The following is a 21919-nucleotide window of genomic DNA, read 5'->3' as shown; positions in this document are numbered from 1 at the left end:
GCGGGGAACCGGCTGCCCTCGGGCGTCTCTGCGGGCACCGCCTCCCGGATGCCGCTGGGCTCTCGCCCAGGGAGGTCGTGGAGGGCGCGCCGCCCCATTTCCGGGGCAGCTCTACAGGTGTTGTGGGGAAGGGGTCGTGCCGCCGCGGCCAGGGCACCAGCTGCCACCAACCCGATCGCCACCCCGCGGACCTCCGACCTCAGCCGTCGATGCGGGTGATGTTGCGGATCTTGTTGGACGCGTCCAGGGCGGCGACCTTGTACGCCTCGGCCAGCGTCGGGTAGTTGAACACCGCGTCGATGAGGTAGTCGATCGTGCCACCGCAGCCCATCACCGCCTGCCCGATGTGGACGATCTCGGTGGCGGCGGTGCCGAACACGTGCACCCCGAGCAGCCGGCCGTCGTCGGGGGAGACGAGCAGCTTGAGCATGCCGTACGAGTCACCGACGATCTGGCCGCGAGCCAGCTCGCGGTAACGTGCGACGCCGACCTCGAACGGGGTCGAGGTGTCGGTGAGCTGCGCCTCGGTCTGCCCGACGAAGCTGATCTCCGGGATGGTGTAGATGCCGATCGGTTGGAGGCCGTGCATCTCCCGGATCGGTTCGCCGCAGGCGTGTTGGGCCGCCAGTCGACCCTGCTCCATCGAGGTGGACGCGAGCGCGGGGAAGCCGATCACGTCGCCGACGGCATAGATGTGGTCCACCGAGGTGCGGTAGTTGGCGTCCACCTTGATCCGGCCGCGTCGGTCCGCCTCCAACCCGGCGGCCTCCAGGGCCAGGTCGTCGGTCTGGCCCTGCCGGCCGGCCGAGTACATGACCGTGTCCGCGACGATCTTCTTACCGCTCTTGAGGATGCACAGCGCGGCGGTCTGGTGCTTCTCCACGGCGGCGACCTCCTCGCCGAAGCGGAACGCCACGGACAGGTCGCGCAGGTGGTATTTCAGGGACTCGACGACCTCGTCGTCGCAGAAATCCAGCATCCGCTCGCGGCGCTCCACCACTGTCACCTTGGTGCCGAGAGCGGCGAACATCGAGGCGTACTCCATGCCGATCACGCCGGCGCCGACCACGACCATGCTGCGGGGGACGGCCTGGAGGTTGATGACGCCGTCGGAGTCCACGATCGTCCGGTCGTCGAAGTCGACGCTGTCCGGGCGGGCGGGGCGGGTGCCCGCGGCGATGACGATCTTGTCGAAGGTCACCTTGGCCTCGCGGCCGGAGCCGCCGTCGACCCAGATCGAGTGCTCGTCCGCGAAGCGGCCGGTGCCGGTGATCATCACAACCCGGTTGCGGGCCAGTTGATTGCGGATGACGTCGGTCTGCCGGCTGATCACGTGCTGAGTCCGGGCGGCCAGGTCGCCGACCGTGATCTCTTCCTTGACCCGGTAGTTGCTGCCGTAGAGGTCTCGCTGGCTCAGCCCCGTCAGGTAGAGGACCGCCTCACGCAGCGTCTTGGAGGGGACCGTGCCGGTGTTGATGCACACCCCACCGATCATGTCGCGGCGGTCGACGATGCCGACGCGCCTGCCGAGCTTGGCGGCAGCGATCGCGGCCTTCTGACCGCTGGGTCCGGAGCCCAGCACCAACAGGTCGTAGTCATACACAACCGCTAGCGTCGCAAGATGTCGCGACTGGCGCCAGACCCCGGAGCCGAGCGTTATTCGTCTGCCACCACGCAGAGGCCACCGTTGAGCGTGATCTCCTGCGGCAGTTGCGTGCCGGAGGCGACGAGCCCCAGCGACACCGTGCCGCCCGGCGGGATCACCGCGTTGCGACCGGTGTTACCCACCCGCAGGTAGCTGTTGTTGAGACGGTCGATGACCTTCGCGCCCCAGATGCCCTGGACCTGCTGGCTGGCCCAGAACCGCCACGTCATCGTCCACCCGTTGATCGCCGTGGTGCCGGTGTTCTTGACGGCGAGGTGCGCCACGAAGCCGTCCGACCACTGCCGCACCACGGACCGGACCTCGCAACTCGGCGGTGGCGGCAGGGTGGTCACGGTGACCGGTGCGGACAGTGGGGACAGGTTTCCGACCTCGTCGCGGGCCCGCACCACGAAGGTGTACGTGGTGTTCGGCGTCAACCCGCTGATCTGGGTGCTGTTGACGGGCGGGTACTGCGACACGTCGCGGACGAAGGTGAGAGCGCCGCCGGCGTCGACCCGGAACACCTGGTACCGGTCGAGCACGACGTTCTCCACCGAGTGTGCCCAGCGCAGCGAGACCTGCGTGGCGGCGACGTTGTACGCCACCGGTTGACCCGGCGCGCCCGGCGGTTGGTCGTCGCCCGGTGGCAAGGTCAGCCGCAGGGTCGAGCTGGTCGGTGAGCTGTTGCCGGCCGCGTCCAGCGCCGACACGAAGAAGGTGTACGTGCGGGACGGTCGCAGGCCGGTGATCCGGATGCTGTTGGTGTCGGTCGAGTAGATCGCGCCGTTGTCCTCGAACTGCGCGGAGACCGGGTAACGGACCACGCCCACGTTGTCGGTCGAGGCGGCCCAGGTCAGCTCGACCCAGGTGGTGTCGACGGCGGCGACAGTGATCGGGCCGGGGGTGGTGGGGCGTTCGGTGTCGGCGGCGGCGTACGCCGGGGTCGCGCCCGTCGCCACCAGGGCCGCCGTGAGCGCGCAGGCAGCCAGTGCGGCGGCCCTGGACCGGACGCCGCGCCACGGATGATCGCGCAAGATGATCGCCTCGCTTTCGGGTGACCGCAGCGGACCAGTCATCGACTGATAACGATGGTAGGTCAGTGGCGGTCGCGCCGCTGCCCCCTGTCAACCGACGAGGCGGCGTTCCCACGCCCACGCGGCGATCTCCACCCGGTTGCGGGCCTTGAGTTTCATCTGCACGCTCGCCAGGTGGGTCTTGACCGTGCCGACGGCGATGAAGAGGCTGGCGGCGATCTCGGCGTTGGTCAGGCCCCGGGCGACGAGCTTCACCACGTCGAGTTCCCGTGGCGACAGCCCGCCGTCGTCGCGGGCCGGGGCGGGCGGGCTGAGGTGCTCCAGCAGCCGTACCGTGATGGAGGGGCTGATCAGCGCGTCGCCGGACACGGCCGCGCGGACCGCCTCCACCAGCAGGGCCGGGCCCGAGTCCTTGAGCAGGAAACCGCACGCGCCGTTCGCGAGCGCGGTGTGCACGTACTCGTCGAGGTCGAAGGTCGTCACCACGACCACCCGCAGCGGGTCGGCGACGCCCGGCCCGGCGAGCAGCCGCAGTGCTTCGAGCCCGTCGAGGCGGGGCATCCGGATGTCCAGCAGCACCACGTCCGGGCGCAGTCGCCGGGCCACCTCGACCGCGTGGACCCCGTCGGCGGCCTCGCCGATGACCTCCATGTCCGGCTGAGCGCCGATGATCATGCCGAAGCCGGTCCGGACCATGGCCTGGTCGTCGGCGATCAGCACCCGGATCACCGCGCCACCGCCGCACGCAGCGGGAACGCCGCATCGAGCACCCAGCCACCGGCGACGCCGGGCCCGGCGGTGATCGTGCCGCCGAGGGCACGTACCCGCTCGGTGAGGCCGATCAGGCCGAAGCCGTGCCCCCGGGCCGGCGCGGTGCGCGGCGACGCGCCGTCGTCGGCGACCCGGACCAGCAACCAGTCCGGGGTACGCCGCACGGCCACCTGCACCGACCGTGCGTCCGGCGCGTGCTGGCGGGTGTTGGTCAGACCCTCCATCACCACCCGGTACGCCGAGGTCGAGACCTCCACCGGCAGCCCGTGCAGGTCGCCGTCGACGTGCAGCCGTGCCGGCGCGTTCGCCGCCCCGTTGAACCCGGCCAGCAGCGGCCCCAGCTCGGTCACCCCGGCCAGTGGGGCCAGCGGCACGTCCGGCGGGGCGTCCGGGTTGCGCAGGATCCCGACCATCCGCCGCATCGAGGCCATCGTCTCCGCGCCGGCCCGCTCGATCTGCCCCAGGGCGACGATCACCCGCTGCGGGTCCTGCTCGGCGACGAACCGGGCACCCTGTGCCTGCACGACGATGCCTGTCACGTGGTGGGCGATGAAGTCGTGCAGGTCACGGGCGAACTCCGCGCGCTGCTCGGCCCGCACCAGCGCGATCGCCCGCTCCCGGCCGGCGGCCATGATCCGCAGGTAGAGCCCCACCCCGGCGGCGCCGGCCGCGGCGAGCACCTGGAGCAGTCCGAAGATCACCAGCAGGTTCTCGGTGCCGGAGCGCAGTGGCAACGCGGCCACGGCCAACCCGACGGCCAGCGTCGCCCACGGGGCGAGCCGGGGCGCGCCCCAGCGGGTGACCACGAAGACCACACCGATCAGCCCGGCCGACTCGGCGAGCCCCCAGCTGCTGCCGAACAGGTAGATGCCGTTGGAGAAGAGCACGACGGCCGCGGTCACGGCCAGTGAGACGAAGGCGAGCCCCAGCGCGGCCAGCGGCAGCAGCCGCGTACCCAGCCGGTGCACCGGCAGCCAGAGCGGCACCGTCGCCACCGCCAGCCCCATGCGCACCAGCAGGAGCAGGAGAGCGGCCATGCTCTCCGGCGCGCCGAACCGGAGGTCGAAGAGGGCGAGCAGACCCATGGCCAGCAGGCCGGCGGCCTGGGCCAGGCGTACCCACCAACGTCGAAGATCCGGCGTGCTCATGGTGACCCAGCGTAGCCAGCGGACGGCGCGGGCAGATCGGCCGAAAGACAGACCCGACGCCGGCGTTACCCGGCTGCGGGCCGATGCGCCCGCCCTGCGGCGACGGCGACGCTGTCCGGGCCACATCGCAGCCACTGGCTGTCCGGGCCACATCGCAGCCACTGGAGGAACAATGACAACCCTCGCCCCGCCGGAGACCGGCCACGCCGCGGTCGCCGCGGTCGACCTGGTGAAGGTGTACGGCAGCGGCGACACCGCGGTCCGTGCCCTGGACGGGGTCTCGGTCGGCTTCGGCCGGGCCGAGTTCACCGCCATCATGGGCGCGTCCGGGTCCGGCAAGTCGACACTGATGCACTGCCTCGCCGGCCTCGACACCGCCACCTCCGGCCGCGTCCTGCTCGGCGGCACCGAGCTGACCGGCCAGTCGGACCGGACACTGACCCGGGTCCGCCGGGAACGGATCGGGTTCGTCTTCCAGTCCTTCAACCTGCTGCCGCAGCTCACCGCCGCACAGAACATCACCCTGCCGCTGGACCTCGCCGGGCGGCAGCCCGACGCCGAACTCCTCGCGCACCTGGTGCGGGTGCTCGGCCTCGGTGACCGTCTGAACCACCGGCCCAGCGAGCTGTCCGGCGGCCAGCAACAGCGGGTCGCGTTGGCCCGCGCCCTGGTGGCGCGACCCGAGGTGGTCTTCGCCGACGAGCCGACCGGCAACCTCGACTCCCGCTCCGGCGCGGAGGTGCTCACCATCCTGCGCGACTCGGTACGCGACCTCGGCCAGACTGTCGTCATGGTCACCCACGACCCGATCGCCGCCGCGTACGCCGACCGGGTGGTGCTGCTCGCCGACGGGCGGGTGGCCGGCGAGATCGACAAGCCCAACCAGGTGTCGGTCACCGACGCCCTGCGGGACCTGGCGGCCCGCCGATGAGGGCGACAGTGCTGCGAACCCAGACGAGCGCCGCCGCCCGGCGGCCCGGCCGGCTGATCCTCACCGGCCTGGCGATCCTTGTCGCGTCGTTCGTCGTCTTCGGCACCGTGCTGGTGCAGCAGATCACCGAACGGACCGTGCGGGACAACCTCAGCGTCACCCCGGCGGTCACCGACCTGGTGATCGGCGAGCCCGGCGTGCCGCCCCCCACAGTGACCGACGTGCGGCAGGTCCGGGCGGTGCCCGGGGTCGCCGAGGCGGTGGCCCGGGTGGCGACCGGGGTCTCCATCGGCGAGGGGTACCTCAACCTCCAGTCCGATCCGGGCACCGGCCCGCTGAGCACCCTGCGGGTGATCGAGGGCAGCTACCCGGACCAGCCCGGCGAGATCGCGATCACGCCGCGTACCGGCGAACGGCTCGGGCTCTCGGTGGGCACCACCACCAGCGGCACCGGCGGTGAACTCGGCACGCCCGCCCCGCTCACGGTGACCGCTCTGGTGGACGCCGGCACCGATGCCGGCTACGACGCGTACGCCCCGGACAGTGCCGTGATCGCCTGGGCGCGGCTGACGGCTGTGGAGCGCGTCGACCTGCGGGTCGCCCCCGGCACCTCGACCGAGGCCGTCCGGCAACGGGTGACCGCCGCGGTCGCCGGCCAGCCGATCCGCTCCGGCGCCGAGGTACGCGACGCCGAGGCGAACGCGGCGGCCCAGCAGGTGGGGAAGCTCTTCGTCCTGGTCGGCGTGTTCGTCGCCATCGCGGTCGTCGCGGCGGCGCTGGTGGTCACCTCGACCTTCCGCATCGTCTTCGCCCAGCGGATGCGGCAGCTCGCGCTGCTGCGGGCGGTCGGCGCGAACCGGGGCACCCTGGTCGGGGCGTTGACCGCCGAGGGCGCCCTGACCGGGTTGGTCGCCGGGGTCGTCGGGGTCGCCAGCGCCCTCACCCTCGGGTACGCGCTGCCGGCCATCCTGCGCGCGTCCGGCAGGGCGGTCTCCTCGCCGGGTCTGCCCCTGGTGGCGGCGGTCGCGGTGGTGGTCGGCGCTGTCGTGCTCACCGTGTTGGCCGTGCTGGCACCGGCGCTCTCCGCCGCCCGGGTCTCCCCGCTGGAGGCACTGCGCACGGCGAGCACCACCGCCGGCCGGCGCGGCGTCAGCGTGCCACGTCTGGTCCTCGGGCTGCTCCTGGCCGTCGGCGCGGTCCTGGCGGCGGTCGCCACGATCAGCCGGTTGCCGAAGCCGGACCAGTCGAACTACGACCCGTCGCGGCCGCTGCTCCTGCTTGTCGCGTCCGGCGCGTTGGCGTTCTTCGCGCTGGTGGCCCTCGGGCCGCTGCTGGTGCGTCCGGTGTTGGCCGTGGTGGGGTGGCCGCTGCGCCAGTTCGGGCCGCTCGGGCGGATGTCGGTCGGTGGGATCGGCGGGACGCCACGCCGGGCGGCGGCGGTCTCCGTCGTGGTCGCGCTCGGCGTGACCCTGATCTCCGGGGTGCTGATCGGCGGTGCGTCGCTACAGGTCCTGGCCGACCGCGAGCTTGCGCTGTCGGCACCGACCGACTTCGAGGTCACCAGCAACGGCGGGACGCTGCCACCGGCCGTGGTGACCCGGGCCGAGGCGGCACGCAGTGCGTTGGCGAGGGTGGTGCCGTACCGGATGGTCGACGAGGCCACGCTGCTGCGCGGTGCCGACCGGCTCGGCGACGTCGAGTCCGGTTACCCGACAAGCGACCTGGATCTGGCGGTGCTGCCGAGCACCGGCGAACTGGACGTGGCCCAGGGCAGTCTGGCCGACCGGGGGCCCGGCCGGATCGTGGTCAACGCCTGGGTCGCCCGGGACAGCGGTGTGCGGGCCGGTGACACCGTCACGCTCGCCGTCGCGGCGCGCCGGGTCGACGTGCGGGTCGCCGCGGTCCTGCCCGGGGACGGGCCGCTGCACGCGGGCATCCTCGCCGATGCCGCCGACCTGGACCGGCTCGGCGTGCCGGCCGCGTACACCGGTCTGCTGGCCGACGCGGCCGGCACCGGCGAGGACGGCCGGACGGCCGGCGTGCGGGCGCTGCGCCAGGCGATCGGGGGCAGCGACGGGGTGGGCCTGACGGTGCTCGCCGACGAACGGGACCGCAACGACGCGTTGGTGCGCACCCTGGTCTGGATCGCGGTGGGCCTGGTTGGCCTGACCGTGCTGATCGCGGTCGTCGGCGTGGGCTCCACCACCGCGTTGTCGGTGGTGGAGCGGGTACGCGAGTCCGGGCTGCTGCGGGCGATCGGCCTGTCCCGGACCGGCCTGCGCACGATGCTGACCGTCGAGTCCGGCCTGTACGGGGTGATCGGCGCGACCATCGGCCTGGTGCTCGGCATCCCGTACGCCTGGTTGGCGGTCCAGACCCTCGGCGTCGAGGCGCCACTGACCGCGCCGCTGCTGCCGCTGGCCGGGCTCTTCGTGGCCCTGGTGGTGCTTACCGCGCTGGCCGGGGTGCTGCCGGCCCGGCGAGCGTCGCGGGTCAGCCCGGTGGCGGCGCTGGGGGTGGACGGCTGACCAGCACCGTGGGTCGACGCCGGGGACCTCGGCGTCGACCCACGGTGGCCGGGATCAGTTGGGGTTGTTGGCGTGGGTCAGCGTCTCCCAGGCCACGAAGAGGTTGTTGCTGCCGGCCGGTCGCTGTTGCACCGTGAGGGTCTGGGTGTTGGTCATGACGTTGCCCAGCCGGTTGCTCATCGCGTTGAAGCCGACCTCGGTGATCGGGCCGAGGCCCCGGGTGAGGCTGCCGCCACAGAGCCAGGAGGGCGGGGCCTCGCCGAGCTGGTAGCGCGAGTGGAAGCCGAGCGCCTGCCGCAACCGCTCACCGACCTGCGGGTACAGGTCGCGCCCCTGAATGCGGGAGGTCTCCGCGACGTGCGAGATGGCGGAGATCCCGTACCCGGTGTGGACGAAGTCGCGGCAGGTCTCCTGGGCGTGGCCGGCGACGAAGGTGGACTGGCCCTGCCAGTAGCCGATGATCTCCGAGCTGGTGTCCAGGCCGCTGCCGGGCACCGTGTACGGCAGCGCGCCGTCGCTGGGCAGGTAGACGAAGGCGCGGGTGCGGTTGAGGAAGCGGGTGACCGCCGCGTCGTAGGCGCTGCGGTCCTCCAGGAAGATTGCGATGCCGACGGCGGCCTCCATCATGGTCAGTTCCCAGTTGCCGTTGCTGTTCGAGCCGTTGCGCACCACCGGCAGGTAGACGGTGCGCAGCATGGTGGCGAACCGGTTGGCGTTGGGCCAGCCGGTGTACGTGTACCTGATGATCTCGGCGGCCCGGGGCCAGACCGAGGCGGCCCAGCCGGTCTGCAACGGGGCGTTGCTGCCGGTGTGCGCGGTGATCGTGGCCGACCAGGCGTCCATGAGCTGGATCGACTTCTGCGCGTACCGGGCGTCGCCGGTGATGTACCAGGCGAGCGCGTCGGTGTACGCGGCGATCGCGTCCTCGCGCTCGTCGGTGCAGCCGTTGTTCGGGTTGGAGTACGACCCGCACTCCACCACCGACCGGGGTGCCGGGGTGCGCGACAGGGACGCGTACCGGCTGCTCATCATCTGGCTGTAGGCCGACGCCCACGGCTGCGCGCCGGCCTGCACCCGAGAGCGGACGAAGTCGAGCTGACCCCGGCTGACCAGCACACCGGGGTGCGTGAAACCGCCGGACGGGGGTGGTGTGGTGCCGCCGGTGGGCAGCGTCCAGGTCTGGTTGGCGGTGCCGGTGCAGCTCCAGATCTGAAGCGGGGTGCCGTCGGCGGAACTCTGGCCGGTGGCGTCGAGGCACTTGCCGGAGGCCGGGTTGACAAGTTGGCCGGCGCTGGCCGACCACTGCTGCGCCCCGGTGCCGTTGCAGTCGTAGATCTGCACCCGGGCGCCGTTGGCGGTGCTGGCGGCGGAGATGTCCAGGCACTTTCCGAGCGCCCGGATCGTGCCGTCGTCGCCGACCGTCCACTGTTGCGCGGTCGAGCCGTTGCAGGTGTAGAGCTGGACCGCTGTGTTGTTGGCCGGGTTCGCGGCGGCCACGTCGACGCACTTGCCGCCGTACCCGGTGATGACGCCCGTTGCGGCCGCCGTCGCGGGCGATGCGCCGACGACCAGGGCGGTCGGTACGGCGAGCAGGGCCGCGGCGAGCGCGGAGGTCAGTCTGATGCGGGGGCGGCGGGGCACGAGCCCGGCCAATCGTCGCGCCATGTGGGGGTCCTTCCGGGCGGCGAAACAACTGTAAAGTGTGTTAATCATTACAGCCATAGACACCGATATCAATGTCTTCGTCGCCACGGATGCCGTTACGGGTGCATGGACGCACCCTTGAGCACCTTGTCCACCACGTTGCGCGGCGCGTGCAGCGCCAGACCCACCAGGTCGAGCTTCTCCCGTCGGACCGCCTGGACGGCGGCGCGGTTGTCCCGGTCGTTGCCGGTGGCGAACAGTTCGGAGGTGAAGATCGCCATCCGCAGGCCACGGGCGAGGGCGCGCGAGTGCGCGCCGACCAACGTCGCACGATCCCCGGCGAAGACCAGCACCGGCTGGCCGAACATCGGCAGGTAGCTGGTGCCGTCCGCGTCGCGGTACTCCTCGCCGACCAGTTCCGGCAGCGTGCTCGCGATGCCGCTGACCAGGAAGGCGGTGACGTTCAGCCGTTGCCAGCTCGCCAGGTCGGTGCGGAGCAGTACGGCGATTTTGGTGGGAAAGCGGATCGGTTCGGTCATGGCGTCGAGCCTGCCCGCCCCGACGCCTACCGGTCTTGTACGTTCTTAGCGTGGCCACCCGCCCGGCCGGCTCGCACGTCAGCGCGTGGCGACCCGCGGTAGCCGGGGTCGCCGAGGTCTTCCACGCCCATTTCGTGGACCACGCCTACCCCCGGCACATCCACGAGGTGTGGACGCTGTTGATCGTCGACGACGGCGCGGTCCGCTTCGACCTGGACCGGCACCGGCACGGTGCGCTGCGCACGTCGGTCACCCTGCTGCCGCCGTACGTGCCGCACGACGGCAGCTCCGCCACACCGGACGGCTTCCGCAAGCGGGTCCTGTACCTCGACACTTCGGCGCTCGACGCCGAGCTGGTCGGTCGGGCCGTCGACGAGCCGGACCTGGCCGATCCGCAGCTGCGCGACCGGATCCACCACCTGCATCAGGTGCTCGCCGCACCCGGTGACGAGTTCGAGGCCGAGAGTCGACTCGCGTTCATCCTGGACCGGCTGCGCCACCAGCTCCGCCAGCGCTCCCCGGTCGTTGGACAGCCGGCCGGACGCGGCCTCGCGGTGCGACTACGGGAGCTGCTGGACGCCCGGACCGTCGAGGGCGTCACGCTGGGGGAGGCCGCCGAGCTGCTGCACGCCCACCCGACCCACCTGGTCCGGACGTTCACCCAGGTGCACGGCGTGCCACCGCACTCGTACCTGACCGGCCGCCGGGTCGAGCTGGCGCGTCGCCTGCTCCTCGCCGGGCAGCGGCCCGTCGAGACCGCCGTCGCGGCCGGGTTCTTCGACCAGGCGCACCTGACCCGCCACTTCCGGCGCTACCTGGGTGTCAGCCCGGCCCGCTACCCCGCCCGCGGCTGACCGCGGTCAGCCGCGCTGGCCGCCGATGACAGAGAGCAGCCGCAGCTTCTCGTCGCTCGGCGACCCGGACACGGCGGTGAAGACCAACAGGGTCTGCGACTGGTCGGGGTCCACCAGCGTCTGGCAGTGCAGCTCCAACGCCCCGACCTCCGGGTGCACGAAGTGCTTGGGCGGGCAGTAGCCGGCCGGAACCGGGTGCTCCCGCCACAGCTGCGCGAACTCCGGGCTCCGGGCCAGCAGGTCGTCGACGAGAACCGCGGCCCGCGAGCCGCGCCCGTCCCGCGTGTACGACGCGTGCAGGTGCGCCACGAGCAGGCGACTCTGCGTGTGGTGGTCCTGCGCCGGGCGCAGCTGCCGTGCCGTCGGGTCGGTGAACCAGCGGTGGTGCGCGCTGCGTGCCAGTCCGGTGTACCGGGTCTCGTCACCGAGCAGGGCGACGGCCGGCGCGGTCTGCGCCAGGGTCTCGCCGAGGTGGTTCACCACCTGGGCCGGGGTGTCGTGCATCCGGTCGAGGATCCGCATCATTCCCGGGTTCACGTGGTCGGCCCGCACCTGGCGGTGGGGTACGGCATGGCCGGCGAGCTGGAACAGGTGGTCCCGTTCGGCGAGGGAGAGCCGCAGACCGCGAGCGAGAGCGGCGAGCATCTGCTCCGAGGGGTGCGGCCCGCGCTGCTGCTCCAACCGGCCGTAGTAGTCGGTGGACATCCCGCTCAACGTGGCGACTTCCTCGCGCCGCAGCCCACCGGTGCGCCGACGCGGACCCCGGGGCAACCCGACGTCCTCGGGCTGGAGCGCCTCGCGGCGGGTGCGCAGGAAACTGGCGAGTTGGGCTCGGTCCACGGTGTCTCCGATCACTGCGTGCCGGCTGCTGACCGGCGCATCGAGTGCAACAGGGGAGACCCGGCACGGTGTTCCACCCGCCCAAGATCGCACTGGATCCTGGTTCCAGCCGGATCGCGCGGGGGGGTGTCCCTATGGGTTTCGTCAAGCGGGGATTGGTGTGGTGGGTCGGGGTTGGTAGGGGATCTTGTCGCGGAGCATGGCGTATAGGACGTCGCAGCGGCGGCGGGCGAGGCAGATGAGGGCGGCGTTGTGGCGTTTGCCTTCGGCGCGTTTGCGGTCGTAGTAGGCCCTGCTGGTGGGGTCGGCGAGGGCGGCGAACGCGGCGAGGAAGAACGCGCGTTTGAGGTTCTTGTTGCCGCCTCTCGGTGGGTGTTCGCCGCGGATGCTGCTTCCGGATCGTCGGGTGACGGGGGCGAGGCCGGCGTAGGCGGCGAGGTGGCCGGGGGTGGCGAAGGCGGTGCCGTCGCCGACTTCGAGCAGGATCCGGGCGGCGGTCCTGACGCCGATGCCGGGCATCGAGGTCAGGACCGGGGCAAGAGGGTGCGCATCAAGCATCCTCTCGACCTCGCCGGCGACGTGGTCGCGTTGTCGCAGGACGTCGTGCAGGCTGTCGGCGAGGCGGGGCAGGATCGTTTCCGCCGCGCTGGTGCCGGGGACGGTGACGGTTTGCTCGTCGAGAGCGGTCATGATCTGCTCGACGAGCCGTTCGCCCATGCGGGGCGCGTGGACGGCGGCGATCGAGAGCAGTTTGCGGCGGCCGGCCTTGCGCAAACCGACCGGGCCGCCGCAGCGCGAGAGCAGCTCCAGCACAGCTTTGTGCGCGATTTTCGGGCCGAGGACGCGTTCCAGGGCGGGATGGATCTGGGTGAGCAGTCCCCGGATGCGGTTGGACACCCGGGTGGCTTCGCCGGCGAGGTCGTCGTCGAAACCGACGAGGACTTCCAGCTCGGCCAGGGTCTCGTCGCCGGTGTCGACCCGCCGCAGCGTGTGCGGCAGAGTGCGGGCCGCGTCAGCGATGACGTAGGCATCGCGGGCGTCGGTCTTCGCCGAGCCGGGGTGCAGGTCAGCGATCCGCCGCATCGCCAGGCCGGGCAGGTAGGCCACCTGATGCCCACACGCCCGAGCCACCGCGACCGGCAAGGCGCCGATCGAGGCAGGCTGGTCAACCACGACCAAGACTCGGCCGTGACGGGCGAGTTTGTCGAATAGCTGCCGCAGCCGGGCCTCGGTATTCGGCAGCGGCGCGTCGTGCAGCCGCTTGCCGTCCGGAGCCAATCCGACCGCGTGGTGATCACCCTTGCCGACGTCCAAGCCGAGGAAGACGCCATATCCGTCGTGCACCAGACCCGCCTCCACGCATCGCATCGTGGCCTCGGCCGCTGGTCCAGGCGTCGGACTGCCGGCAGCCACGTTACGAAGAGACCTACCCCGAACACGGGTGGCCGTGTCCCTATCAGCGGTCCGCCGACGCCACCCGACCCGGCGACAACACCCCCCGGATCATCCGAACGACAGGGGCAGGAAGTCATACCGGGCCGGGCGACCGAGGGTCCCCGGCTGGGGACGATCAAAAAGGTAACGGGATTTCCTCCTGGGTGAGCGCGGAGTCCGGGTCGACGACGGTGGACTGCTTCGCGGCCTCGCCGGCCAACGCCGAGGCGAAGAGAGGCACGCCACCAGGACCCGGCACGGCCCCACCAGCTACCAGGGCGGTGAGTGGCGCGCGGCCAGGGTCGGGCGCGCCCCACGCCCGCTCAGCTACCGCGGTGGGCAGCACGGTTGATCACCAGGGCACCACACCGGCGTCCTCGAAGAACCCGCCGGTCGGCCCGTCGTCGGGCAGGGTCGCGAGGCGGATGGCGATCGCCGCGCCCTGTTCGGGGGTACGGACGCCGCGAAAGCCGTTGAGATCGGTGGCGACGAAGCCGGGGCAGGCGGCGTTGATCAGGATGTTCGTGCCGCGCAGCTCCTTGGCGTACTGCACGGTGACGGCGTTGAGGAACGGCTTCGACGGCGCGTACGCGACGGCCAGCGGGCCCGTCATGAGCTCGTCGGTGGAGGCGGTCTGCCGGGTGAGAGAGCCGACGTCGCTGGACATGTTCACGGTCCGTGGCGACGCTGAGTGGGCTGACGTCACCGCGTTGCCCGACCTGCCGATGCCCCGCCGGCCCGGCCCCGACGGCACGTACCCGGACGGACCCGGTCCGCAGGCGCGGGACACCACCCAGCTGTACCAGCTGATCGCGCTCGGCCGGGCGTCGGCCGTCCTGCCCGAGTCGGTCCGCGCCGACCTACGCCCCGACCTCGCCGCGGTGCCGGTGGTGGATGCGCCGACCGTGACGACGGTGATCGCGTGGCCGCCGCACAGCCGATCCCTGGCCCTCGCCGCGCTGATCCGGACCGCGACCCGTCTCTGACGCACCGTGCGCGCCGGTTGACGCAGGGTTCGGCCGGCTGCTCGCCACCACGACGTCCGGCCACAGTCGCACGGCCGATCGGATGCGACGCCCGGACGAGCCTTAATCGGGCGGCGAACCGTCACATCCTCCCGATACTCTTCCTGCGCGCGTCGTCGTCCTGGCACGTCGCGCCCCGCGCCCGGTAGGCGCGGCATCGCCGCCACCGCCCACCATCGGCCGGCTCAATCGACTACAGGAGAGTTAGTGACACAGCAATCCGTCGCGACATCGGACAAACTCGACGCCGCGGTACTCAAGGTGGCCGGCGTCGTCGTCCTCGGCGCCATCATGTCGATCCTCGACGTGACGGTGGTCAGCGTGGCGCTGCCCAAATTCCAGAGCGAGTTCGACGCGTCCTACGCCCGCGTCGCGTGGACGATGACCGCCTACACCCTCGCGCTGGCCACCGTGATCCCGCTCAGCGGCTGGGCGGCCGACCGGTTCGGCACCAAACGGCTCTACATGGTGGCGTTGACCCTGTTCACGATCGGGTCGGGGCTCTGCGCCACCGCCGACACGATCGGCGAGCTGATCGGCTACCGCGTGCTCCAGGGCCTCGGCGGCGGCATGCTCATGCCGCTGGGCATGACCATCATGACCCGCGCGGCCGGCCCGCACCGCATCGGCCGGCTGATGGCCGTCCTCGGCATCCCGATGCTGCTCGGCCCGATCGGCGGCCCGATCCTCGGTGGCTGGCTGATCGACACCGCGAGCTGGCACTGGATCTTCCTGATCAACCTGCCGATCGGCGTCGTCGCGCTGATCTACGCGCAGATGGCGCTGCCGAAGGACGCCCCCGAGCCGTCCGAGTCGTTCGACTTCGTCGGCATGCTGATGCTCTCGCCGGGCCTGGCGCTCTTCCTCTACGGCGTGTCGTCGCTGCCGGAGGCGGGCACCTTCGCCGCGACCAAGGTGTGGGCTCCGATGCTTGTCGGCGGGGCGCTCGTGGTGGCGTTCGTGCTCTACTCGTTCAAGCCCCGGCACCCGCTGCTCGACCTGCGGCTGTTCCGCAACCGCAGCCTGACCATCGCGTCGCTGACGCTGTTCGTGTTCATCATCGCGTTCATGGGCGCCGGTCTGCTGTTCCCGAGCTACTTCCTACAGGTGCGCGGCGAGACGACGCTGACCGCCGGCCTGCTGATGGCCCCGCAGGGCATCGGCGCGATGATCACCATGCCGATCGCCGGCATGCTGGCCGACCGGGTGCCGATCGGGCGTACCGTCCCGTTCGCGCTGGCGCTCATCGTCGTCGGGTTCTTCAGCTTCACCCAGGTCGACCCGCAGACCTCGTACCTGATGCTCGAAGGCTCGCTGTTCGTGATGGGCCTGGGTATGGGCGGCACGATGATGCCGATCATGACGTCGGCGCTGCGGACGTTGTCGGCCAACGACGTGGCGCGCGGCTCGACGCTTGTCAACATCCTCCAGCAGATCGGCGGCTCGGTCGGCGCCGCCGTGATGTCGGTGATCCTCACCAACGAGCTGAACGGTTCCCGGCCGATCCCCGGCCTGGTCGACGAGAGCGGCAAGCCGATCACCGAGGCCGGGCTGGCCATCGCCTCCCAGCAACGGCCGGAGCTGCTCCAGCAGATGCCGGTGGACCCGTCGATCATCGAGCGCGGGCTCGACTTCGCCGCCAAGTCGTTCGCCAGCACGTTCTGGGTCGCGTTCGCGCTTGTCGTGCTCACGTTCGTCCCGGCGGCCCTGCTGCCGCGCCGACGTCCCCCGGCGCGGCTCGACGACGCGCAGGGCGAGCAGGTCAAGGCGCCCGTCGTCATTCACTGACCCACGCCGCCGCGCTCGGCCCCCTGGGGTGCCGAGCGCGGCGGTACGGCGTCAGCGCAACGGGCCGTCGCCGAGCCCGTCCGGCTCCTCGACCACGTGGACCGCCGCTTCCTCGGCGCTGGCGGCGCCCGCGTCGATCCCGGCGTCCCAGGCGACCGACTCGGCTTCGTCGTCCTCGCGGACGCCCTCGTCGTAGGCGACGAGACGGCCCGCGCGTGCCTCGCTCTCGTACCCCCGGCGGGTCAGCTCGTCCTCGTCGTCGCCGCCCTCGGCGTACGGGTCGACATCCGGCACCTCCTGGGCGAGGTGCTGCTCCAGGGACTCACCGGCGCGCTCCTCGGCCGGCGTGGTGCCGAACCGGTTGGCCGCGGTCCAGTGATCCTCGGCGACGATGCCGGTGTCCAGGGGGTCACCGACCCGGTCGTCGTCGAGGGTGTCGGAGGCGTCCAGGACGCCGTCGTCCTCGGCCACGTTCCACTCGTCGACGGAATCCATCCGCTCGGTCTGGCTCACGGCGGTCTCCTCTTCGTCACGGTGCACCAAAGTGCCAAGCCTATGACCGTGCAACGCGTGCGCACCCCGAGGTCTGCCCGCTGTGACGAACCGACCTGGGGCCGCACCGGTTCAGCGCGTGAGCAGCTCCACCACGGCCTCGGTGAACTCCACCGGCTGCTCGATGTGCGCGAAGTGCCCGCTGCGCTCCAGCAGCACCAGCCGCGAGTCCTTCAGGCCCGCGTGCAGCTCCTCGGCGCGGCGCGGAGGGCAGATGAAGTCGTACGCGCCGACGATCACCACGGCGGGCGCGGTGATCTCAGCCAGGTTCTCCCGCACGTCGAAGGGCACCGGGTCCTGCGCGCTCGCCGGCGCCAACGAGATCCGGACAGCGGCCTGAAACGGTACGAACTCGTCCTGCCGGCCCCAGAAGTCCGCGAAGTAGACCGGAAGGGCGGCGCGTAGGGCGGTGGCCAACGACTCGTCGTCGGTGGCGGCACCGATCTGCCCGAAGGCGGCCGGGACCGCTGCCGCCTCCGGCCGGTCCGGGTGCCGCTGCGGGTACGCGGCGAGCCCGGCCATCGCCTCGGCCCAGAACTCGGCGCCGGTGACGGGCGAGGTGTCGTACAGGGCGAGACCGGCGACCCGGTCCGGGTGTGCGAGCGCGTAGCGCTGGACGACGAAACCGCCGTGCGAGTGCCCGAGGAGGTACACCCGGGGTTCGCCGAGGTGCGCGACGACGGCGTCGAGGAACCGGACATACGTGTCGAGACGGTAGTCGGTGGGATCGTCGAGCCGCCCCGACGCACCCGTGCCGACCGGCTCGACGTACACCACCGTGAAGTGCTCCTCCAGGCCGGGCGTCCGCAGATACGCCCACTCGATGCCGGGGCCGCCGGAGTGCGCCACGCACACCGGGCCGCTGCCGGCGACGTGGTAGACCTGCCGAACGCCGTCGACGAGGAAGGTGTGGGCACCCGGTGCGAGCGCGCTGACGTCGTTGCTTGTGGAACCCATGGGCTGTCTCCCGATCCGCGACCCGTGCGGCGTTGCCGACACGGCGACTGGTGCATGACGCGAACCAGATGCGTGGCTCGGGGAGAAAGTTCGCTCGGTCCGAGAAGTTTTTCAGCGCAGCGCGGGCACGGGGTGGAAGAGGGTGAGGTGGCGCACCCGACCCTCTCGCAGCACCTGTAACCACAGCGCCGCCGGTGGGCAGTGCTCCGGGTCGTCGGGCGGGCTGATCAGGTCGGTTTCCCAGATCAGCACGTCGCCGCTGGCGACGACGTTGCGCAGCCGCTGGCGTACCCCGGCCGTCAGGTCGCGGTCCATGCCCGCGACGGCCAGGTCACGGCCGCCGCGCGGGCCGCCCGGCACGATCATCTCGGCGTCCGGCCACCAGCTCTCGCGGACCACCCGGTCGAAGTCGCCGCCCATCGCCGTGGCGATCATGTCGCGGCCCTCCCGCCACCGTGCCCCGTTCGTCGCGGCGACGTCGGTGTGGGCCGCGCTCGCCGCCGCCCGCAGGCCGCCGGTGAGCGCCCGGCGGGCGTGGCTGAGGCGGCTGCGGACGGTGCCGACCGGCACGCCGCACACGGCCGCGATCTGCTCGTACGAGGACGCGTCGCTGAAGTACCGCAGAAGTGTGACCAGCCGGTCCGGCTCGGACAACTGCCCGATGGCGTGCCACACCCAGTCGCGCATCGCGCCCCGGTCCAGTGCCTCCTCCGGGGTGGGTGTGTCGGCGGGGCCGGCGAACCACTCCGGCTCGGCGACCGGGACGGCCCGCTGCCCGCGTAGTGCCATCCGACTGTTGTTGCGCACGATGACGCGCAACCACGGGCCGACGGCAGCCGGGTCGCGGACCTCGCCGATCCGGCGCAACGCCACCACCATCGCGTCCTGCACCGCGTCCTCGGCGTCCGGTCCGTAGCCGAGGATGCTCAGCGCCACGGCCCGCATCTCGGCCTCGTGGCGGGCCAGCAGCGCACCGAGCGCCGCCGCGTCTCCCGCCTGCGCGAGCAGCACCAGCTCCGTGTCACCCTGCGTCACGCGTACGTCCTCCTGCGCGTCCCGAGGTGTCCTGTTCGCGGCGGTCTGGTCGGTGTTGTTCGGTGCCTGTCGCCGGTACCCAGCCTACGACGGGTGACGGCGTCGATCCCCGGAGCCGGCACCGGGGGAGGGCCCCGACGCCGACGGTGGCTGCCGGAAAGTGACGTACGTCGGTCGTAGCGTGGGCGACATGACCAGACGCGCTCTCGAAGCCCCACCCCCGTGCCCGGCCGACGAGGGCCGGCCGTGACCGAGCTGAGCTGGGCGCAGGTGTCCGCCCGGCGGCTGGCGCGACACGGGCTGGCAGCACCGGCGTCGTCCGCGCCGGTCGCCGACCCGTCCGCCGAGCGCGTCGCCGACGTGGTGTCGAGGATGTGCGGGGCGCACGCCCAGGTCGCCTCCGCCGCCGAGCTGTCCGTCGGGCTACGTGTCCCGGGCGCGACCCGTGCGCTGGTGCGCCAGGCGCTCTGGGGGGACCGCACACTGGTCAAGACCCGGGGGCCGCGCGGGACGGTGCACCTGCTCGCCGCCGCGGACCTGCCGATGTGGACCGGCGCGCTGAGCGCGATGCCCGCCCCGCCGTGGGAGCAGAGCCGAGGGCTGTTGACTCCCGAGCAGCATGAGCAGGTCCTCGTGGCCATCGCCGACGCGTTGGCGGAGGCCGAGCTGACCACCGCCGAGCTGACCGAGGAGGTCGTCGCCCGCACCGGTGCGTGGGCGGGCGAGCGGGTCATGGAGGCGTTCCAGGACCGGTGGCCCCGGTGGATGGCCGCGATGTCGGCCGCCACCCGGGGCGGCGTGATGTGCCACGGCCCGACCCGGGGACGCGCCACCACCTACACCAGCCCGGCCCGCTGGCTACCCGGATTCACGCCGCTGGCCGGCCCGGCGGCGCTTGCCGACCTCGTCCGCCGCTACCTGTACGCGTACGGGCCGGCCACCCCCGCCCAGTTCGCCAGGTGGCTGTCGGTGACCGAGCGGTGGGCGACCGGGGTGTTCCGGTCGCAGGATCTGGGCGAGGTCACCGTCGCCGGCACGCGGGCGTGGGTGGTCGCCGGCGACACCGACTTCCCGGACGATCTGCCGTCCGGGTTGCGGTTACTGCCCTACTTCGACGCGTACGCGGTCGGCTGCCACCCCCGCGAGCAGCTCTTTCCCGGTGCCGCCGCCGAGCGGGCGCTGGCCGGTGGGCAGGCCGGCAACTTTCCGGTGCTCCTCGTGGACGGGACGGTCGCCGGGGTGTGGCACCAGCGTCGCTCCGGGCGCACGATCCGCGTCACCGTCGAGCCGTTGCGGGCGCTCGACCCCGGTCGACGCCGGGCATTGGCCGAGGAGGTCGAGCGGGTCGCCCACATTCTGGAGGGCAAGCCGTCGTTGACAATCGGAACTGTGGACGTCGGCCCGCACGCCTGAGTCAGGATGAGGGGGTGGACATCGAACCGGTCGACCACGCACCCCGGCAGGCGTTCCCCCGGGCCGTCCTGCGGCAACGCTGGGAGGATCTCACCTTCCTGCACTGGGCCGTCGCCCCGGAGATCGTCGCGCCGCTGCTGCCGGCCGGCACCCGTCCGGACACGATGGACGGCGTGAGCTTCGTCGGGCTGATCGGCTTCCGGATGGTCGGGCTGGGCTTCGGCCGCGGACCGGGGGTGCCCTACTTCGGCACCTTCGCCGAGACCAACGTCCGGTTGTACTCGGTCGACGACACCGGCCGACGAGCCGTGGTGTTCCGCTCGCTCGACGCGTCCCGTCTGGTGCCGGTGCTGGTGGCGCGGGCGACGCTGCGTCTGCCGTACCTCTGGTCGTCGATGCGGTTGGACCGCGACGGTGACCGCCGCGACTACCGGTGCCGCCGACGCTGGCCCGGCCCGGCGGGTGCGAGAAACCGGATGGTGGTGCGGGTGGGGGAGCGGATCGACGAGCCGAGCCCTCTGGAGCACTTCGTCACCGCACGCTGGGGGCTGCACACGCGGGCCCACGGGCGCACACTGCACCTGCCCAACTGGCATCCGCGCTGGCCGCTGCACCGGGCCGAACTGCTGCACCTGGACGACGAGTTGGTCACCGCCGCCGGGTTGCCGGCACCGGTCGGGCCGCCGGTCAGCGTGCTCTACTCGCCCGGCGTCGGGGTCAGGTTCGGCCCGCCGGTGGCACTGCGGCGGCCCGGCACAGCGGTGCCGGGCCGCCGCGGCCTCAGTAGCGACCGCCCTCCGGCGCGGGCAGCGCGTCCAGCTCGGCCAGGTCCTCGGCGCTGAGCCGCACGTCGCCGGCGGTGCAGTTGTCCACCAGGTACTTCGGGGTCTTGGTGCCCGGGATCGGGATGACCCGGTCACCCTGCGCCACCACCCAGGCGAGGGCGACCTGCGCGGGGCTGACGCCGGCCCGGTCGGCGATCTCGCGGACCCGGGCGACGATGGCGAGGTTGGCGCGCAGCGCCTCCTGTTGGAAACGGGGCAGACCACGACGGAAGTCGTCGGCGGGCAGGTCGTCGAACGAGGTGAACCGGCCGGCGAGGAAACCGCGACCCAGCGGCGAGAACGGCAGGAAGGCGATGCCCTGCTCGACGCAGTACGGCAGCACCTCGGCCAGCGGGTCGCGGGTCCACAGCGACAACTCGGACTGCACCGACGCCACCGGGTGCACCGCCTGGGCCCGCGCGATCTGGGCCACCGTCACCTCGGACAGCCCGAGCTGGCGTGCCTTGCCCGCCGCCACGGCCTCGGCCATCGCACCCCAGGACTCCTCGATGGGCACCTCCGGGTCGACCCGGTGTAGCTGGTAGAGGTCGACGTGGTCGGTGCCGAGCCGACGCAGACTGTCGTCGATCGCCGTGCGGATGTGCTCCGGGCGGCCGTTGTTGCCGATCTTCGCGAGGTTGCCGGGACCGCCGGTGGGGGAGGTGACCACCAGGCCGGCCTTCGTCGCCAGGACGGCCCGCTCGCGGTGACCGCCGGCCAGCGCCCGCCCGACCAGCTCCTCGTTGGTGTACGGCCCGTACACGTCCGACGTGTCGATCAGGGTGGCGCCCAGGTCGAGGGCCTGGTGGATGACCGAGATCGAGGTGTCGTCGTCGCGCGGGCCGGTGACGTCGTACGCGTGGGTCATGCCCATGCACCCGAGACCGATGACGCCGACCTCGGGACCTGCGTTGCCCAGTGTGGTGGTTCGCATGCGCCCCACGCTACGACCGGCCC

General features: G+C 72.1%; 20 protein-coding genes. 7 read left to right on the top strand and 13 right to left on the bottom strand.

The features are described from left to right. Nucleotides 1-199: 199 nt before the first annotated feature. From sthA to ACGFIW_RS17685, 4 genes are read right to left on the bottom strand one after another with little or no spacing between them, the layout of a single operon-like run. Nucleotides 200-1603 (bottom strand): Si-specific NAD(P)(+) transhydrogenase, encoded by a 1404-nt coding sequence (sthA, locus tag ACGFIW_RS17700; RefSeq protein ID WP_393316337.1) that lies wholly within the window; start codon nt 1601-1603, stop codon nt 200-202. Nucleotides 1604-1656: 53 nt separating this feature from the next. Further along, nucleotides 1657-2721 carry a fibronectin type III domain-containing protein gene (locus tag ACGFIW_RS17695; protein ID WP_393316334.1) on the bottom strand — a complete coding sequence of 355 codons (1065 nt, stop codon included), beginning with the start codon at nt 2719-2721 and terminating at the stop codon, nt 1657-1659. Between the two features lie 48 nt (nt 2722-2769). Next, complete coding sequence (locus tag ACGFIW_RS17690; protein WP_393316331.1) at nt 2770-3408, bottom strand: response regulator; 639 nt, start codon at nt 3406-3408, stop codon at nt 2770-2772. Next, the gene (locus ACGFIW_RS17685; protein WP_393316328.1) at nt 3405-4598 is read right to left on the bottom strand and encodes a sensor histidine kinase; all 1194 of its coding nucleotides are present in this window, start codon (nt 4596-4598) and stop codon (nt 3405-3407) included. The genes ACGFIW_RS17690 and ACGFIW_RS17685 overlap by 4 nt, the downstream gene beginning before the upstream one ends. Nucleotides 4599-4770: 172 nt before the next feature. Between ACGFIW_RS17685 and ACGFIW_RS17680 the strand changes: the two genes are divergently transcribed. Together ACGFIW_RS17680 and ACGFIW_RS17675 are read left to right on the top strand one after the other, a co-directional pair. Then, entirely contained in the window at nt 4771-5529 is a 759-nt protein-coding gene (locus tag ACGFIW_RS17680; RefSeq protein WP_393316325.1) for an ABC transporter ATP-binding protein, read from the top strand. A gap of 8 nt (nt 5530-5537) precedes the next feature. Continuing rightward, on the top strand, nt 5538-8057 hold the full coding sequence (locus tag ACGFIW_RS17675) for an FtsX-like permease family protein (RefSeq protein ID WP_393316322.1): 2520 nt from the start codon (nt 5538-5540) through the stop codon (nt 8055-8057). Between the two features lie 54 nt (nt 8058-8111). On the opposite strand, the gene ACGFIW_RS17670 is transcribed toward ACGFIW_RS17675, so the two are convergent. Beyond that, nucleotides 8112-9722: a ricin-type beta-trefoil lectin domain protein gene (locus tag ACGFIW_RS17670; protein WP_393316319.1), complete on the bottom strand. Its 1611-nt coding sequence runs from the start codon at nt 9720-9722 to the stop codon at nt 8112-8114. 95 nt (nt 9723-9817) lie between these two features. Continuing rightward, on the bottom strand, nt 9818-10240 hold the full coding sequence (locus ACGFIW_RS17665; protein ID WP_393316316.1) for a DUF2000 family protein: 423 nt from the start codon (nt 10238-10240) through the stop codon (nt 9818-9820). A 50-nt stretch (nt 10241-10290) separates the two neighbouring features. On the opposite strand from ACGFIW_RS17665, the gene ACGFIW_RS17660 reads away from it, so the two are divergent. After that, a complete protein-coding gene (locus ACGFIW_RS17660) occupies nt 10291-11094 on the top strand; it encodes an AraC family transcriptional regulator (protein WP_393316314.1) in 804 nt (267 codons plus the stop codon). Nucleotides 11095-11100: 6 nt separating this feature from the next. Here ACGFIW_RS17660 and ACGFIW_RS17655 read toward each other — a convergent pair whose 3' ends face one another. The 3 genes from ACGFIW_RS17655 to ACGFIW_RS17645 all read right to left on the bottom strand — a co-directional run bounded on the left by ACGFIW_RS17655 (nt 11101) and on the right by ACGFIW_RS17645 (nt 14035). Then, nucleotides 11101-11934, bottom strand: a complete 834-nt coding sequence (locus ACGFIW_RS17655) for a helix-turn-helix transcriptional regulator (RefSeq protein ID WP_393316311.1) — start codon at nt 11932-11934, stop codon at nt 11101-11103. A 144-nt stretch (nt 11935-12078) separates the two neighbouring features. Then, entirely contained in the window at nt 12079-13302 is a 1224-nt protein-coding gene (locus ACGFIW_RS17650) for an IS110 family transposase (protein WP_393316308.1), read from the bottom strand. Nucleotides 13303-13720: 418 nt separating this feature from the next. Continuing rightward, complete coding sequence (locus tag ACGFIW_RS17645; RefSeq protein WP_393316305.1) at nt 13721-14035, bottom strand: SDR family NAD(P)-dependent oxidoreductase; 315 nt, start codon at nt 14033-14035, stop codon at nt 13721-13723. Between ACGFIW_RS17645 and ACGFIW_RS17640 the strand changes: the two genes are divergently transcribed. Both ACGFIW_RS17640 and ACGFIW_RS17635 read left to right on the top strand, forming a co-directional pair. Then, nucleotides 14034-14354, top strand: a complete 321-nt coding sequence (locus tag ACGFIW_RS17640) for a hypothetical protein (protein WP_393316302.1) — start codon at nt 14034-14036, stop codon at nt 14352-14354. The genes ACGFIW_RS17645 and ACGFIW_RS17640 overlap by 2 nt on opposite strands. Nucleotides 14355-14600: 246 nt before the next feature. Continuing rightward, the gene (locus ACGFIW_RS17635) at nt 14601-16181 is read left to right on the top strand and encodes a DHA2 family efflux MFS transporter permease subunit (RefSeq protein ID WP_393316300.1); all 1581 of its coding nucleotides are present in this window, start codon (nt 14601-14603) and stop codon (nt 16179-16181) included. Nucleotides 16182-16232: 51 nt separating this feature from the next. Here the strand turns inward: ACGFIW_RS17635 and ACGFIW_RS17630 are convergent, their stop codons facing one another. The 3 genes from ACGFIW_RS17630 to ACGFIW_RS17620 all read right to left on the bottom strand — a co-directional run bounded on the left by ACGFIW_RS17630 (nt 16233) and on the right by ACGFIW_RS17620 (nt 18725). Continuing rightward, nucleotides 16233-16694 carry a DUF5709 domain-containing protein gene (locus tag ACGFIW_RS17630; protein WP_393316297.1) on the bottom strand — a complete coding sequence of 154 codons (462 nt, stop codon included), beginning with the start codon at nt 16692-16694 and terminating at the stop codon, nt 16233-16235. 111 nt (nt 16695-16805) lie between these two features. Further along, on the bottom strand, nt 16806-17690 hold the full coding sequence (locus ACGFIW_RS17625) for an alpha/beta fold hydrolase (RefSeq protein ID WP_393316294.1): 885 nt from the start codon (nt 17688-17690) through the stop codon (nt 16806-16808). A 111-nt stretch (nt 17691-17801) separates the two neighbouring features. Next, the gene (locus ACGFIW_RS17620) at nt 17802-18725 is read right to left on the bottom strand and encodes an RNA polymerase sigma factor (protein ID WP_393316291.1); all 924 of its coding nucleotides are present in this window, start codon (nt 18723-18725) and stop codon (nt 17802-17804) included. Between the two features lie 246 nt (nt 18726-18971). Here ACGFIW_RS17620 and ACGFIW_RS17615 point away from each other — a divergent pair, with 246 nt between their 5' ends. Beyond that, complete coding sequence (locus tag ACGFIW_RS17615; RefSeq protein ID WP_393316289.1) at nt 18972-20138, top strand: winged helix DNA-binding domain-containing protein; 1167 nt, start codon at nt 18972-18974, stop codon at nt 20136-20138. Between the two features lie 14 nt (nt 20139-20152). Continuing rightward, complete coding sequence (locus ACGFIW_RS17610) at nt 20153-20980, top strand: YqjF family protein (RefSeq protein WP_393316286.1); 828 nt, start codon at nt 20153-20155, stop codon at nt 20978-20980. Here ACGFIW_RS17610 and ACGFIW_RS17605 read toward each other — a convergent pair. Further along, nucleotides 20919-21896 carry an aldo/keto reductase gene (locus ACGFIW_RS17605; protein WP_393316285.1) on the bottom strand — a complete coding sequence of 326 codons (978 nt, stop codon included), beginning with the start codon at nt 21894-21896 and terminating at the stop codon, nt 20919-20921. The genes ACGFIW_RS17610 and ACGFIW_RS17605 overlap by 62 nt on opposite strands. Nucleotides 21897-21919 lie beyond the last annotated feature (23 nt).

The sequence above is a fragment of the Micromonospora sp. NPDC048935 genome, from assembly GCF_043197875.1.
Lineage (GTDB): Bacteria > Actinomycetota > Actinomycetes > Mycobacteriales > Micromonosporaceae > Micromonospora.
Note: the sequence above shows the minus strand (reverse complement) of the source record. Positions and strands in the feature narration are given on the sequence as shown.

Bases quoted from the DNA above. Each gene is read 5' to 3' on its own strand.
- ACGFIW_RS17695 (WP_393316334.1), bottom strand. From the start codon at position 2,721: ATGACTGGTCCGCTGCGGTCACCCGAAAGCGAGGCGATCATCTTGCGC.
- ACGFIW_RS17685 (WP_393316328.1), bottom strand. From the start codon at position 4,598: ATGAGCACGCCGGATCTTCGACGTTGGTGGGTACGCCTGGCCCAGGCC.
- ACGFIW_RS17680 (WP_393316325.1), top strand. From the start codon at position 4,771: ATGACAACCCTCGCCCCGCCGGAGACCGGCCACGCCGCGGTCGCCGCG.
- ACGFIW_RS17670 (WP_393316319.1), bottom strand. From the start codon at position 9,722: ATGGCGCGACGATTGGCCGGGCTCGTGCCCCGCCGCCCCCGCATCAGA.
- ACGFIW_RS17665 (WP_393316316.1), bottom strand. From the start codon at position 10,240: ATGACCGAACCGATCCGCTTTCCCACCAAAATCGCCGTACTGCTCCGC.
- ACGFIW_RS17650 (WP_393316308.1), bottom strand. From the start codon at position 13,302: ATGCGATGCGTGGAGGCGGGTCTGGTGCACGACGGATATGGCGTCTTC.
- ACGFIW_RS17640 (WP_393316302.1), top strand. From the start codon at position 14,034: ATGTTCACGGTCCGTGGCGACGCTGAGTGGGCTGACGTCACCGCGTTG.
- ACGFIW_RS17645 (WP_393316305.1), bottom strand. From the start codon at position 14,035: ATGTCCAGCGACGTCGGCTCTCTCACCCGGCAGACCGCCTCCACCGAC.
- ACGFIW_RS17625 (WP_393316294.1), bottom strand. From the start codon at position 17,690: ATGGGTTCCACAAGCAACGACGTCAGCGCGCTCGCACCGGGTGCCCAC.
- ACGFIW_RS17605 (WP_393316285.1), bottom strand. From the start codon at position 21,896: ATGCGAACCACCACACTGGGCAACGCAGGTCCCGAGGTCGGCGTCATC.